This is a genomic window from Dactylosporangium sp. CA-139066, from assembly GCF_050936175.1.
Classification (GTDB): domain Bacteria; phylum Actinomycetota; class Actinomycetes; order Mycobacteriales; family Micromonosporaceae; genus Dactylosporangium.
Genome location: NZ_JBNJNH010000001.1, coordinates 8390133 through 8402585, shown reverse-complemented (window position 1 = coordinate 8402585; position 12453 = coordinate 8390133). Strand labels below are relative to the sequence as shown.

General features: G+C 74.9%; 15 protein-coding genes and 1 pseudogene. 9 read left to right on the top strand and 7 right to left on the bottom strand.

The genetic code is table 11. The features are described from left to right. Window positions 1-2 precede the first annotated feature (2 nt). From ACQEVU_RS38435 to ACQEVU_RS38425, 3 genes are all read left to right on the top strand, one after another. Complete coding sequence (locus ACQEVU_RS38435; protein ID WP_433332543.1) at window positions 3-710, top strand: class I SAM-dependent methyltransferase; 708 nt, start codon at window positions 3-5, stop codon at window positions 708-710. Window positions 711-1089: 379 nt separating this feature from the next. Further along, window positions 1090-1494, top strand: coding sequence for a hypothetical protein (locus tag ACQEVU_RS38430; RefSeq protein ID WP_433335234.1), 405 nt, complete (start codon window positions 1090-1092; stop codon window positions 1492-1494). Between the two features lie 5 nt (window positions 1495-1499). Further along, complete coding sequence (locus ACQEVU_RS38425) at window positions 1500-2258, top strand: GNAT family N-acetyltransferase (RefSeq protein WP_433332541.1); 759 nt, start codon at window positions 1500-1502, stop codon at window positions 2256-2258. Here ACQEVU_RS38425 and ACQEVU_RS38420 read toward each other — a convergent pair. Next, the gene (locus tag ACQEVU_RS38420) at window positions 2203-3660 is read right to left on the bottom strand and encodes an MFS transporter (protein ID WP_433332539.1); all 1458 of its coding nucleotides are present in this window, start codon (window positions 3658-3660) and stop codon (window positions 2203-2205) included. The two genes, ACQEVU_RS38425 and ACQEVU_RS38420, sit on opposite strands and share 56 nt — an antisense overlap. 102 nt (window positions 3661-3762) lie before the next feature. Between ACQEVU_RS38420 and ACQEVU_RS38415 the strand changes: the two genes are divergently transcribed. Further along, a complete protein-coding gene (locus ACQEVU_RS38415; protein ID WP_433332537.1) occupies window positions 3763-4140 on the top strand; it encodes a MarR family winged helix-turn-helix transcriptional regulator in 378 nt (125 codons plus the stop codon). Beyond that, window positions 4140-5009, top strand: a complete 870-nt coding sequence (locus ACQEVU_RS38410) for an aldo/keto reductase (RefSeq protein WP_433332535.1) — start codon at window positions 4140-4142, stop codon at window positions 5007-5009. Before ACQEVU_RS38415 ends, ACQEVU_RS38410 begins: the two co-directional genes overlap by 1 nt. Here ACQEVU_RS38410 and ACQEVU_RS38405 read toward each other — a convergent pair. After that, window positions 4973-5455: a DUF2306 domain-containing protein gene (locus ACQEVU_RS38405; protein ID WP_433332533.1), complete on the bottom strand. Its 483-nt coding sequence runs from the start codon at window positions 5453-5455 to the stop codon at window positions 4973-4975. The two genes, ACQEVU_RS38410 and ACQEVU_RS38405, sit on opposite strands and share 37 nt — an antisense overlap. A 22-nt stretch (window positions 5456-5477) precedes the next feature. On the opposite strand from ACQEVU_RS38405, the gene ACQEVU_RS38400 reads away from it, so the two are divergent. Then, window positions 5478-6029, top strand: coding sequence for a TetR/AcrR family transcriptional regulator (locus ACQEVU_RS38400; protein ID WP_433332531.1), 552 nt, complete (start codon window positions 5478-5480; stop codon window positions 6027-6029). 75 nt (window positions 6030-6104) lie between these two features. Here the strand turns inward: ACQEVU_RS38400 and ACQEVU_RS38395 are convergent. The 3 genes and pseudogenes from ACQEVU_RS38395 to ACQEVU_RS38385 all read right to left on the bottom strand — a co-directional run bounded on the left by ACQEVU_RS38395 (window position 6105) and on the right by ACQEVU_RS38385 (window position 9867). Next, a pseudogene (locus ACQEVU_RS38395) lies at window positions 6105-6614 on the bottom strand (nucleotidyl transferase AbiEii/AbiGii toxin family protein). Further along, the gene (locus tag ACQEVU_RS38390; protein WP_433332529.1) at window positions 6615-6965 is read right to left on the bottom strand and encodes a hypothetical protein; all 351 of its coding nucleotides are present in this window, start codon (window positions 6963-6965) and stop codon (window positions 6615-6617) included. A 142-nt stretch (window positions 6966-7107) separates the two neighbouring features. After that, complete coding sequence (locus ACQEVU_RS38385; protein WP_433332527.1) at window positions 7108-9867, bottom strand: LuxR C-terminal-related transcriptional regulator; 2760 nt, start codon at window positions 9865-9867, stop codon at window positions 7108-7110. Window positions 9868-9965: 98 nt separating this feature from the next. On the opposite strand from ACQEVU_RS38385, the gene ACQEVU_RS38380 reads away from it, so the two are divergent. Genes ACQEVU_RS38380 through ACQEVU_RS38370 form a run of 3 tightly spaced genes read left to right on the top strand, consistent with a single transcriptional unit; the run spans window position 9966 to window position 11226 of the window. Next, a complete protein-coding gene (locus tag ACQEVU_RS38380) occupies window positions 9966-10325 on the top strand; it encodes a VOC family protein (protein WP_433332525.1) in 360 nt (119 codons plus the stop codon). Between the two features lie 26 nt (window positions 10326-10351). Further along, window positions 10352-10780 (top strand): iron chaperone, encoded by a 429-nt coding sequence (locus ACQEVU_RS38375; RefSeq protein ID WP_433332523.1) that lies wholly within the window; start codon window positions 10352-10354, stop codon window positions 10778-10780. Beyond that, entirely contained in the window at window positions 10777-11226 is a 450-nt protein-coding gene (locus ACQEVU_RS38370) for a pyridoxamine 5'-phosphate oxidase family protein (RefSeq protein WP_433332521.1), read from the top strand. The genes ACQEVU_RS38375 and ACQEVU_RS38370 overlap by 4 nt, the downstream gene beginning before the upstream one ends. A 16-nt stretch (window positions 11227-11242) precedes the next feature. Here ACQEVU_RS38370 and ACQEVU_RS38365 read toward each other — a convergent pair whose 3' ends face one another. Both ACQEVU_RS38365 and ACQEVU_RS38360 read right to left on the bottom strand, forming a co-directional pair. Then, on the bottom strand, window positions 11243-11749 hold the full coding sequence (locus tag ACQEVU_RS38365) for a hypothetical protein (RefSeq protein ID WP_433332519.1): 507 nt from the start codon (window positions 11747-11749) through the stop codon (window positions 11243-11245). A gap of 14 nt (window positions 11750-11763) precedes the next feature. Beyond that, window positions 11764-12429: a hypothetical protein gene (locus tag ACQEVU_RS38360; RefSeq protein ID WP_433332517.1), complete on the bottom strand. Its 666-nt coding sequence runs from the start codon at window positions 12427-12429 to the stop codon at window positions 11764-11766. Window positions 12430-12453 lie beyond the last annotated feature (24 nt).

The window sequence follows — 12453 nt, the reverse complement described above, 5'->3', positions numbered from 1 at the left end:
CCGTGCCCCTGCTCGACGACGACGCCCTCGCCGGATCGGCAGTGGTGGCGAACAACGACATGAACCGCGAACGGCAGCTCGCCGGCGTCAACAGCTACGAGCGTGAGCTGGGATTCAACCCGGTCGACGTGCTGGCGGCCCTGCTGCGGGTCACCGGCGCGCCCGACACCGTCGCCTGGCTCGACCTGTGCTGCGGCACCGGGCGGGCGCTCATCCAGGCCGCCGGCCGGCTGCGCGAACAGGGCGTGGCCGGCCGGGTCCTGGTCGAGGGCGTCGATCTCGTCGACGCCTTCGACCCGGCCCCGGACGTACCGTGGCTGCGCCTCACCGCCGCCCCCGTGCTCACCTGGGTTCCGCACCGCCGCTACGACCTCATCACCAGCGTCCACGGCCTGCACTACGTCGGCGACAAGCTCGGCCTGCTCGCCCGGGCCGCCGGCTGGCTCACCGACGGCGGCCGGCTCGTCGCCGACCTCGACCTGTCCGCGGTCCGCCTGGCCGGCGGCGCCCCGGCCGGGCGGCGCCTGGCCGCCGACCTGCGCGAGGCCGGCTTCAGCTACGACGGGCGCCGGCGGCGCATCGGCCGCGACGACCGCGGGGACGTCAGCCTGCCGTACGAGTACCTCGGCGCCGACGACGACGCCGGCCCCAACTACACCGGCCAGGCCGCCGTCCACTCGTTCTACCGCCGCCGCACCGGGCGGGCCTGAGCGCGCAGCCAGCGGCGGATGCGGCACGCCCGAGGATCGCAGCCCGCGCCGCCCGCGCCCGTGCAGATACTCAATCCGGGCTAAGTACCGCCGACCAACCGTCCTGCATGATCGAGCCATGATCTATGCGCTCGGTCGGGGCGAGGACGTGACGGTACTGCGGGCCGACGGCGACCAGGCGGGCGAGCTGCTCGCCCGGGCCGTCGGGCACCGGGGCGCGGCGGGCGCCTACCCGCTCGACGACGAGACCCTGCTCGACGTGGCCCTGCGCGCCGACCCGCCGGAGGACGGGTGGCGCTGGCTCATCGGCGAGGTGGACTTCGTGGCGTTCGCGGACTCTCCCGCGGTACACCATGCGGATCCACGAGTCGTCTCGCTGCTGCGGCGGGCCCTCGCCGGGCGGGTCGAGGAGCCCGGCGGCACGACGCTGCTGTGGCGGCCGATCGGGCCCGGCGAGCACCGCCTGCTGGATCTGGCCGGCTGGTGCGCGTTCCCGCCCCGCCTGCCGGACCAGCCCATCTTCTATCCGGTGCTCAACCGGGGGTACGCCGAGCAGATCGCCCAGGAGTGGAACGTGCCGGCCAGCGGGCGCGGCTACGTCACCGAGTTCCGGGTCGACACCGGGTTCTGCCGGCGGTACCCCACCCGCCGCGCCGGCGGCAGCGGCATCGACGAACTGTGGGTGCCGGCCGAGGAGCTCGACGCGTTCAACGCCCACCTGCGCGGCCCGATCGCGGTCGTCGCGGAATTCGGTTGCGAGCGCGGCGTCGCCGGTGTCGGGTGATGCGTATGGACGCCGAGGAGATCCTCGCCCGCTTCGACCGGGAGATCCGCCAGCACCCGCTGGAGGGCCCGGGCGCCGCCGTCGAGCGCGAGCCGGGAATCGTGCGGGTCGTCACCGCCGACGACGGCTGGACCGGCATCACCTGGACCGACCTGACCGGCCTGGACCCGGCCGCGGTCATCGCCGCCCAGGTCCGCCGCTTCGCCGCCGCCGGCGTGCCGTGGGAGTGGAAGCTGTACTCGCACGACCGCCCCGCCGACCTGCCGGCCCGGCTGCTCGCCGCCGGTTTCGAGCCGGGCCCGCCGGAGGCCCTGCTGGCCGCCGAGGTCGCGGCGCTGCCTCAGGAGGTGCAACTGCCGGAGGGTGTACACCTCGTGCCCGTGACGTCGGCGCCGGAGGCCGAGCTGCTGGTGAGCGTGCACGACGAGGTGTTCGGCGGCGACCACTCGGCCATCGGCCGGGCCGTGCTCGCCCGCCCCGACACCGTCCGGGCGGTCGTGGCGATGGCCGGGGACCGCCCGATCTGCGCGGGGCGGATCGAGTTCCACCCGGGCACGGCGTTCGCGAGCATCTGGGGCGGCGGCACCGCGGCCGACTGGCGCGGCCGCGGCGTGTTCCGCGCGGTGGTGGCCCACCGGGCCGCGCTCGCGGCCGCGGCGGGCTACCGCTACCTGCAGGTGGACGCCTCCGACGACAGCCGCCCGATCCTCAAGCGCCTGGGGTTCGTGCAGCTGGCGACGACGATTCCGTTCGTGCACGCCTGAGCGCCAGCGGCGCGAGGCTCAGCGCCAGCCCCACCACGGCCACGCCGGTCACCAGGTTGATGCCCGGGTGGAACTGGGTGAAGCCGGGGGTGCCGGCCGGGCCGGCGGTGGCGATGACCGCGGTCACCGCGGCCAGCACCAGTGCCGCCCCGACCTGGCCCGAGGTCTGCACCAGGCCCGAGGCCAGGCCCTGCTCGGCGTCGGCGATGCCGTGCGTGGCCTGCGCCATGATCGAGCTGAAGCCGAACGCGAACCCGCCGCCCAGCAGCAGCATCGTCGGCAGCGTGGTCACCGCGTAGTGCGGGGCCGCGCCCGCGGTCAGCAGGAACCAGCCGTAGCCCAGGCTCATCGACAGCATCGCGCCGGTGATGAGCGGGGCGGTGCCGTGCCGGGTGATGAGCCGGCCGACGAACGGCGAGACGAACGCCACCAGCAGGCCGGCCGGCAGCAGGGCCAGGGCCATGCGCAGCGGCGACCAGTGCAGCACGTCCTGCAGGTACAGCGTCATCATGAACTGGAAGCTCAGGTACGAGCCGAACAGCGCCACCATGCTCAGGTTGGCCCGCACGATCGAGCCGGAGCGCAGGATGCCCAGGCGGATCAGCGGGTGCGCGACCCGGCGCTCGACGGCCACGAACGCGGCCAGCAGCGCCACCGCGCCGAAGGCCATGGCCAGGGTGACGGGGTCGAGCCAGCCGCGCGCCGGGGCCGAGACCACGGTGTACACCGCCAGCAGCATGCCGCCGACCAGCGTCGCGGCGCCGGCCAGGTCGTGCCCGCCCTCGGCCGCCGGCCGGTCGCGCGGGATGAGGGCGACCCCGGCCGCGAGGGCCGCGAGCGCCAGCGGGACGGGAATGAGGAACGTCCAGCGCCAGCCGGCCGTGGTGAGCAGGCCGCCGAGGATGAGCCCGGAGGAGTACCCGCTCGCGCCGAACACCGAGAAGACCGACAGCGCGCGGTTGCGGGCCGGGCCCTCGGCGAACGTGGTGGTGAGGATCGACAGGGCGGTCGGCGCGGTGAACGCGGCCGCCAGGCCCTTCACGAACCGGGTCGCGATGAGCAGGTCGCCGTCGTCGACGAGGCCGCCGATCAGCGACGCCACGGCGAAGACGCCGAGCGCGACGAGGAAGATGCGGCGGCGGCCCAGCAGGTCGGCGGTGCGCCCGCCGAGCAGGAGCAGGCCGCCGTAGCCGAGCACGTACCCGTTGACGATCCACTGCAGCGCGGTGGTCGACAGGTTCAGGTCGCCGCCGATCGAGGGCAGCGCCACGCCGACCATCGAGACGTCGAGCGCGTCGAGGAACAGCACGGCACACAGCACCGCCAGCACGCCCCAGAGCCGTGGAGTCCAGACCTGCTCTGCCGCCCGCGGTGCCTTGGCTTCGGTGAGTGTTGTAGTCACGAGCGCCGACACTAGATGCGTGTGCATTCAATGTCTATGCACTAAATCCGCGCGCATTTAATGCAGGTGCAATCGCACTCGCGGAAGAGTAGGATGCCGCCCATGAGGTCCGACGGAGTCCTGATCGAGCGTTGGCGGTCGCTGCTGACCAGCTACAACGAGGTCGCGGGCCATCTGGAGCGGGCGCTGTCGGAGCGGCACGGCCTGACGCTGAGTGAGTTCGAGATCCTCGACCGTCTCATCGAACAGGACTGTGAGAAGCGACGCATGCAGGATCTCGCCGCGGACATGTATCTCAGCCAGAGCGCCCTGTCCCGGGCGGTGGCCCGGCTGGAGAAGAACGGGCTCGTCGCGCGGGCGCTGTGCGAGGCCGACCGCCGCGGCGTGTTCGTCAACCTCACGCCGGAGGGCCTGGCCCGCCACGGCGACGCCCGGCGGACCCACCTGGCCATCCTGGCCGAGCACCTGCAGCCCGCCTGATGGGCTTCGACCGCCTCGACACGACGGTTCCGGCGCACCGCATCGGGCTGGGCCTGGCCGCCGTGGGCCGCCCGGGGTACATCAACCTCGGCCGCGACCGGGACCTGCCCGCCGACCGCTCGGTCGCCGCGATGCGCGAGCGCAGCCACGAGCTGCTCGACGCCGCGTACGCCGCCGGCGTGCGCTACGTCGACGTGGCCCGCTCCTACGGCCGCGCGGAGGAGTTCCTGGCCGGCTGGCTGGCCGGTCATCCGGACGTCGTCGTGGGCTCCAAGTGGGGGTACACCTACGTCGCCGGCTGGCGCGTCGACGCCCCCGTCCACGAGACCAAGGACCACTCGGCGGCGACGTTCGAGCGCCAGCTGGCCGAGACGCGGGCGCTGCTGGGGGAGCGCCTCGACGTGTACCACATCCACTCCGTCACCCCGGACAGCCCGGCGCTCGCCGACCGCGAGCTGCACCGCCGCCTCGCCGGCCTCGCCGCCACCGGGGTCACGGTCGGCCTGTCGGTGAGCGGCCCGCGGCAGGCCGAGGCGATCCGCGCCGCGCTGCGCGTCGAGGTGGCCGGCGAGCCGCTCTTCCGATCCGTCCAGGCCACCTGGAACCTGCTCGAGCCGTCGGCCGGACCGGCCCTGGCCGAGGCCCACGCCGACGGCCGGCGCGTCATCGTGAAGGAGGCCCTGGCCAACGGCCGCCTGGCCGCCCACGACGCGGAGGCGATCGCCGCGGTACTGCACCAGCCGTGGGCCGCCGTCGTCCTCTCCGGCGCCGCGACGACCGCCCAGCTCGCCGCGAACCTGCGCGCCCTCGCGCTGGCCGAGCCGCCCGAGGCCTACTGGCGGACCCGCTCCGGCCTGGACTGGTCGTAGCTTCCGGCCCGGATGACGCCCGCCGCCACGGCGACGCAGGCGAGCAACCCCAGCCCGAGCTCCACCGGCCGGTGCACGATCCACTGTGGAATGTCGCGGACCGGCACCACGACCGCGCCGGCGAACGCGCCGAGCAGCCCGAGGTAGGACCCGGTCATGAACCGCCGGTGGGTCTCGGTGCGCCCGGTGAGCGCCGCCCACAGCCCGATGCTGAGCGTGCCGAATGTGAAGACGGACAGCCCGTGGATCCAGCTGAAGTGCCCCGGGTCGAGGGCCCGGATGAAGAACGAGCTGACGATCGAGGCGTACATCGCCCCGACCCACACCCGCCCGACCACCTTGTGCGCCCGGTCCCCGCGGACCCGCCGCAGGAGGTTGTACCCCCCGAGCAGCAACGCCAGGGTCGACGCCGCGGCGTGAAGCGGTATAACGACGTTATTGCTCATAACGCTGTTATAGTCGTCGTTCGTGGCGTACGTCAACCCCGAGCTCACCGCCCGACTCGTCGACGCGGCGGCCCGCATCCTGGTGGAGGAGGGCCCCGCCGGCCTCTCCCTGCGCAAGGTGGCCGCCGCGGCGGGCGTGTCGACGATGCCGGTGTACACCCTGTTCGGCGACAAGCAGGGCCTGCTGGACGCGATGCACCGCGAGGGCTTCCGCCGCCTCGGCCGGGCACTGGCCGCGGTCCCGCGCACGGACGACGCCCTGGCGGACCTGGCCGCACTCGGCTTCGCCTACCGCGAGGCCGCGCTGGCCAGCCCGCACCTGTACGGCCTGATGTTCACGAGCGGCTTCCCGAGCACGGAGGCCGCCGACGCCACGTACGAGCCCCTGGTGACCGCGGTGGCGAGATGCCAGCGCGAGGGCCGCTTCATGCCCGGCTCCCCGGAGCCGGTCGCGCTGCACCTGTGGGCCCTGGCCCACGGCATGGTGAGCCTGGAACTGTCGGGCAAGGTGGACGGCACCCAGTTCGCCGAGCAGCTCGGCTACGCCGGCCTCCCCTTCCTGGCTGGCTCATAGCCCGCTTCGCTCCCGGCGTGGGAGCCGCGCTCCTACTTGAGCAGGTGTGCTGTGCTCACTGAGCGGCCGCAGCGATCAGCGCTGCGGCAGTTGCCGGCGCCAATCGGCGAAGCGGGCTCGCAGGGCGGCGATGTGCTCGCCGTCGACGCCGTAGGCGGCGAAGCGCCGGTCCGGATACCGTTCCAGCACGCCGAGAGCTCGGCCAGCACGCGGCGGTCGAAGCCGGCGTCCGCCTGCTCCGCGAGTTCGCACAGCCGCTCCCGGCTGTAGCGGCCGGAGGCCACCGCGGCGTCGACGTCGAGAAAGTCGCGTGGCTCCGCCCGGGTAAACAGGGCGGACATCTTGCCGGCGACCACGTCGTCGATGTGCAGGACGGGCCCGATCCCATCGCGACCGGTGGCTGGGCTCGCCAGTTGGCTGCCAGCTCGACCTTGTACGGCTCGCCGGGACGGTCCTGATCGGTGACGGCGAGGCGCGCAAACGTCTCGAACCCGCCTGGACTGCATACCCGCCGGCCAGCGCAAAGCCATACTGCGCGGCCACCTGCAAGCCGATCTCCGCCAGGTGGAGGTGGATCGGTTGCATTCAGCTGGCCAGCCTTTGCGGCGGCCCTGCCAACTCAGGGAACCTCGCCTGCCACAGCGCTCGCAGTCGGTGCGGCAGCCACAGGTCCGGCCAGATCCGCCGCAGCGTCGGACCGTCGAGCCACCGGCACAGGTCGTCCACGCTCGACGCCTGGTTCAGCACCGTCTGGTACATCAGCTGGAGATCGCCGGGATCATCGAGGTCGTAGTGCCCGTCGCCGGACCAATCCAGCCGGCGGTCGAGTGTCACCGTTGCGCCGGCGGGACCGCGGAGTTCACGCAGGTCCGTGGCGACGACATAGTGCCGCTGGTCGGCATAGCCCGAACCAGCGGGCGCCACCCTGCCACTCACGTCCTGCCCTCCGATCAGCTCACTCCCGATCGTACGGCCGCGCCGTAGCGGGTTCCAGCCGCGGTCAGGATCAGTCTTGGCCAGGCCGTCGACGATCCAGGGGCCGCGGGGCGAAGGCTCGGGGCTGGCAAGTCGTCGTGGCTCATGCCCCATTGCCGGCGGGCGGCACGGTGGCGGCCAGTGTCAGGCTGCGCGCGTGCTGGTAGTGGGCGCCGGCCGCCTCGAAGGCCGACGCCGTGGCCAGCACGCGGGCCGGGTCGGCGTCCAGGAGGGCCTCGGCGCGGTCCAGCTGGGCCGTCGCGATCGGGTTGCCGGCCACGACCCTGCGGGCCGCGGCGATGCGGGTGCGCGCGTCCGGGTGGGCGGCGAGGACCGCGGCCTCGGCGCGCAGGGCGACGTACCAGTGCAGCCAGATCCACGTCACCCACTTCCACACCTGCTCCGGCTCGGGGGCCAGGACGGCCAGTGCTGCGCCGGCGCGGCCGTGGTGCAGGTGCACGGTCGCGTCGAAGACGGCGCCGTAGCCGACGCTGCGCTCCGGGGTCGCGCCGAGGCGGTCGGCGATGTCGAGCCAGCGGGCCCGCTCCGCCTCGTCGCCGCGCAGGGCGTGGGTCAGCGCCACGCCCGCGGCGGCCGAGGCCAGGCGCGGGGCGCGGAGGCGGCCGGTGCGCTCCCAGGCCTCGAGGAAGCGCTCGCTCGCGGCCAGCACGTCGGCGGTCTCGCCGGCCAGGACGTCGACCATGAGCCGCCACGACAGCGCGTAGTGGCCGACCTCCGCCAGCTGCGGCAGCTCGGCCAGCCGGCGGCTCCAGCGGCGGGCCGTGGGCAGGTCGCCGACGCCGACGCTGGTGTCGACGCCCGAGACGAGGGCGTCGGCGAGCTCGTGCAGGCTGGCGGGTGTCGTCGGTACCGCGGACAGCATCGCGATCCGCCCCCGCGCCGTGGCGGCGGCGGCGAAGCTGTCCCCGGCCCAGCTGTGCGCGCCGGCGAGGGAGTCCAGCGCCGCGGACTCGGCCAGGGGGTCGCCGGCGCGGCGGGCCAGGGCGACCGCGCGCTCGGCGGCGGCGAGGGTCTCGGTCACCGCGTTGTCCGACGGGCCCTGGTCGGAGCCGAAGGCGTCGGCGAGTACCGCCGCCTCGGCCAGCACCACCGCGGCCTCGGTGGCCGGGTCGTCGCCGGCCAGGTCGCGGGCCTCGCGCAGCAACGCCGGCGGCTCGTCGTCCGGCGGGACGCGGGTGAACGCGCCGGAGAAGCGGTGGGCGGCGGTGGCCGCCGCCGCGAGCTGCCGGGCGGCCCCGGTCGCGTCGCCGGCCCGGCGGTAGGCCTCGGCGGCGGCGCGGTGCAGCCGGTACATGTCGTCGCCGAGCAGCCGGCATCCGGCCACGGCGGCGGCGCCGCGCAGCGCCTCGGCGGCGTCCGCGGGGTCCCCGGCGAGGGCGGCCGCCTGCTCGTAGCGCTGCTGCGCCTCCCCGACGAGGTTGCGCGCGAACGCGAGCTCGGCCAGCGCCTGCGCCAGCCCGCGAGCGTCCGCGCGGTGCTCGGGGACGCCGGCCGCCCAGCCCAGCGCGGCCCGCAGGTCGTCGGCGACGGCGTCGAAGCGGGCCCGCCACGGCCCGTCGCCCGGCCCGGCCGCGCCGGTGAGCTCCGCGGCGCTGGCCACGCACCACGCGAGGTGCGCCGAGCGGACGGCGTCGAGCTCGCCGGCGGCGGCGAGGCGCTCCGCGCCGTACTGCCGGATGGTCTCCAGCGTCCGGTAGCGGGTGCCGCCGGCGCCGGGGGCCGCGGTGAGCAGGCTCTGCTCGGCCAGCCGGGACAGGCCGTCGGCGACGGCGGCCAGGCTCGAGCCGGTGACGGCGGCGGCGGCGCCGGCGGTGAACGGCGCGACGAAGACGGCGAGGCGGCGCAGCAGCGCGCGGTCGGCGTCGTCGAGCAGGGCGTAGCTCCAGTCGAGCACGGCCCGCACGGAGCGGTGCCGGTCGTCGGCCCGGGCGCCGCCGGTGAGCAGCCGCAGCTGGTCGCCGAGCACGGCGGCCAGCCCGTCCAGGCCGAGGGTGGGCAGCCGGGCGGCGGCCAGCTCGATCGCCAGCGCGACGCCGTCGAGCTGCCGGCAGATCTCGGCGGCCGCGGCGTGCTGCTCGGCGGCGACGGGCCAGCCGACGGCGGCGGCCCGCTCCAGGAACAGCGCGAGGGCGTCGCCGTCGCCGGTCAGCGACAGCGGCGGCACCGGCTGGACCCGCTCGAAGGGGACCATGAGGCGGGCCCGGCTCGTCGCGAGCACCGTCAGGCGGGGGCAGGCGGCCAGCAGCCGCTCCAGGAACGGGGCGACGCCGTCGCGGACGTGCTCGCAGTTGTCGAGCACGAGCAGGGCGTGGCGGTCGGCGAGCGCGGCGGCGACGGACTCGTCCAGGCCGCGGCCCTGCTGCTCGCCGATGCCGGCCGCCGCGGCCACCGCGGCGCCGACCATCGCCGGGTCGGTGATCGGGACGAGGTCGACGAACCAGACACCGTCGGCGAAGTCTCCGGCCGCGTCCGCGGCGACGGTGAGGGCCAGGCGGGTCTTGCCGACGCCGCCCGGGCCGACCGCGCTGACCTGCCGGTGCGCGCGGATCGCGGCGGCGAGCTCGGCCCGCTCCCGGGCGCGGCCGACGAAGCGGGTCACCGGCGCCGGCAGCCCGGCCGCGGCCCGGCCGCCGCGCGCGGCCCGGCCCCACTCGGCGGCGAGCGCGGCGAGGGCCCGGCGGTCGGCGGCGCCGAGCTTGCGCAGCAGGGACGAGACGTGGGTCTCGACGGTGCGGACGGAGATGTACAGCTTGGCGCCGATCTCGGCGTTGCTCATGTGCTCCGCGAGCAGCGTGAGCACCTCCGCCTCCCGGCCCGAGATCCCCGCCTGCGTCGCCTCCACGGCCCCCATCCTGCCGCACCCCCGCGGCCGGGCTCCGTGGTGCTCTCCGTGGTCGCCACGGATGTCCGCGGGCGGGTCGCCGGGCGAGGCTTGGTGCCATGAACGACGCCACCGCAGGAAACATGATCAAGACCGTGCTGCACCCCGTGTCGGACCTGGCCAAAGCCAAGGAGGTGTACGCCGCCCTGGCCGGCGTCGCGCCGCAGACCGACAGCTCCTTCTACGTCGGCTTCGAGGTCGGCGGCCAGCAGATCGGGCTCGTGCCGGGCGGCGGGCCGCAGGCGATGGCGGCGCCGGTCGCGTACTGGCACGTGCCCGACATCGAGGCCCGGCTCGCCGCGGTCGTCGCCGCCGGCGCCACGGTCAGCGACCCGGTCCGCGACGTCGGCGGCGGCCGCCTGGTGGCCACCGTCACCGACCCCGACGGCAACGTGCTCGGCCTGCTGCAGGACTCCTGAGAACCCCCACGGAAGGGACTTTCGCCATGAAGACCACGTTTTCGGACGCCGAGAAGGCCGCGATGCGGGAGCACGCGCGGGAGGTCCGCACGAGCGCGAAGCGCGACCCGCGCACGGCGCAGGCGGAGGCCGAGCGCGACGTGCTGGCCAAGATCGCCGAGATGGAGCCGGCCGACCGCGCGATCGGCGAGCGGCTGCACGCCATCATCACGGCCGCCGCGCCGGGGCTGGCGCCGAAGCTGTGGTACGGCATGCCGGCGTACGCCCGCGACGGCAAGGTCGTGTGCTTCTACCAGTGCGCGCGGAAGTTCAACTCGCGGTACGCGACGCTGGGCTTCAGCGACGAGGCGAACCTCGACGACGGCGCGATGTGGCCGAGCGCGTTCGCGCTCACCGAGCTGACCGCCGCCGACGAGGAGCGCATCGCCGCGCTCGTGGCCCGGGCGGCGCGATGAGCGGGGCACCGCCGCGGCCGCGCGAGCAGCGCCGGCTGGACACCCTGCACCGGCTCGAGCAGGACGTCGACGCCTGGGTGGCCACCGCCGGCGCGGACGCCACCCCGTACCTGGTGCCGCTGTCGTTCCTCTGGGACGGCGAGACGCTGCTGATCTCCACCGCCGCCGCCAACCCGACGGCGCGCAACCTGCGCGCCGGCGGGCGGGTGCGGCTGACGATCGGGCCGACCCGCGACGTCGTGCTGATCGAGGGCACCGCGGAGACCCTCGACGCGGTCAGCGACGAGGCCGGGGACGCGTTCGCCGAGAAGACCGGGTTCGATCCGCGGCGCGAGCGCACCCACTACCCGTACTTCCGGATCCGCCCGTCGCTGATCCAGGCCTGGCGAGAGGTGAACGAGCTCGCCGGCCGCGACGTCATGGTCGCCGGAGCGTGGCTGCCGTAGCGGCGCCTGAGCGTCGTCACAGGGCCACGGCGTGGGAGACCTTCCAGGTGCCGTCGGCCGGGACCATGGTCAGCACGACGCGGTTCTGGTCGACCTTCTCGCCGGTGATGTTCGTGTTGCGGCGGTACTGGTTCACGTACAGCAGCAGGTCGACGCTCTGCGCGGACGCGGTGACGACGCCGGTCGCGGAGACCTCGGCGCGCACGATCGCCTGCTCGGCGACGGCGTTCGATTTCAGGGCGGCCGTCGTCTTCGCGTACTCGGCGGCGAAGTCGCCGGTGATGAACGCGCGGGCGTTGGACGTGCTGGCGTCGAAGCTGCGGTAGTCGTAGGAGAAGATCGCCTGGGCCGCCGCGGGGGCCGCGGCCAGGGACTGGCGCACGGCCACGTCGCGCCGGTGGGACTCGTCGTGGGCGTACCAGGCGGCGGCTCCCGCGCCGGCGGCCAGCACCAGCGCCAGCAGGAGCGCGGCGGTCGAGCGGCGGCCGCGGCGGGCGGTCAGCAGGTCCTTGAGCTTGGCCATGGTCGAAGGTCCTTTCAGCCGACGAACTGCAGCTTGTTGACGAGCCAGCGGTCGGAGTCGCGGTCGTGGGTCAGGTCGAGCTGGATGCGGTAGTGGGAGGCGCGGCCCTCCGGGGACTTGGCGTTGCGGACCGTGGCGTCGATCGCGACGAGCACGACGGCGGTGTTGCGGTCGCCGGAGACGAGCGCGGCGCGCAGGACGGTGCCGCGGGAGTCGACGTTGTTCTCCACGACCGCGGCCCGGACCTGGGCCTGGCCGCGGGTGAACTCGTCGTGGAAGTCGCCCGTCGCGGCGGCCACGATGCGCTGCAGGTCGCGGTCGACCGTGGCCGCGCTGACCGAGACGAAGTCGACCGTCGCCTGCTTCGCGGCGGCGACGGCGCGCTGGTGGGCGCTGTCCAGGGCGCGGTCCTCGTACCAGCGGTACCCGAGGAAGGCCGCCGCGGCCAGCACCGCGCACAGCACGGCGGCCAGCGCGACGGTGACCCACCGAAACGTTGCCGGCGGTTCCTCGGCGGCCGGCTCCTCGTCCAGCCGGGACAGCAGCTCGACGATCGGGTCGCGGCGCACGGTGGCCCGGCGGCGGGTGGCGGCCCGCCGCTGGACGCTTCGGGGCGGGGGCGAGGGCTGCTCGGCGCCGCCGGGGACGAGCCGCAGGGCGCGCTTCGAAACGGTTGACACGGCAGTGCCTCCGGGGGTCGGGGG